This is a genomic window from Streptomyces sp. NRRL WC-3549 (assembly GCF_000721935.1).
Taxonomy (GTDB): domain Bacteria; phylum Actinomycetota; class Actinomycetes; order Streptomycetales; family Streptomycetaceae; genus Streptomyces.
This window is the reverse complement of the sequence record NZ_KL585462.1, coordinates 24046-24882: the sequence shown is the minus strand read 5'-3', so window position 1 is coordinate 24882 and position 837 is coordinate 24046. Positions and strand designations below refer to the sequence as shown.

The 837-nt window shown below is 74.4% G+C and carries 1 protein-coding gene; it reads left to right on the top strand.

The features are described from left to right. Positions 1–18: 18 nt before the first annotated feature. Positions 19–837, top strand: an 819-nt coding sequence (locus IH13_RS0136060) for a formyltransferase family protein (protein ID WP_267883904.1), incomplete at its 3' end; no start/stop codon positions are given.

Below are 837 nucleotides of genomic sequence, written 5' to 3'. Positions count from 1 at the left end.
GGACACACGGTGGCCGCCGTGGTCACCCCCTCCGCCGAGATACTCGGCTGGGCCGAGGAGGAGGGACTGCCCGCCGTACCGTTCGGGGCGGACCTCGCCGAACGGCTGGCCCCGCTGCGCTTCGACTACCTGTTCAGCATCGCCAACCTCCGGATGCTCCCGGAGGAGGTGCTCGCCCTGCCCACCCGGCTGCCCGTCAACTTCCACGACGGTCCGCTGCCCAGGCACGCGGGTCTGTTCGCCACCAGCTGGGCCATCCTCGACGGCGACAAGCAGCACGGCGTCGCCTGGCACGTCATGCGCCTGGAGGCCGACACCGGCGACGTGCTCAAGCAGCGCACGGTGCCCGTCGAACCGGCGGCCACGGTGCACGACCTGGACGTCGCGTGCTTCGAGGCGGGCGTCGAGTCCTTCGCCGAACTCGTCGACGAGCTGGCGGCCGGGACGGCCACCCGCACACCGCAGGATCTGGGCCTGCGTACCTACCACGGACGGTACGACGGCCTGCCCCGCGGCGGTGTGTTCGACTGGCGCCGCCCCGCCGCCGAACTGGACGCACTGGTGCGGGCCACCGCGTTCGGGCGCCGCCGCAACGACCTCGGCACGCCGCTGCTCGCGTTCGGCGACGGCCTGCTGGCCGTCCGCGCCGTGGAGATCACCGGCCGGCCCTCCACCGCCGAGCCCGGCACCGTCGTCGACGCCGGTCCCGACGCCCTCACCGTGGCCACCGGCGACCGGGACGTCCGCCTCACCGACCTCGCCGGTCTGTCCGGGGAACGGCTCGACCCCCTCGTCCTGGCCCGGGAACTCGGCGGCCGCTTCCCGCGGCTGCCCGAC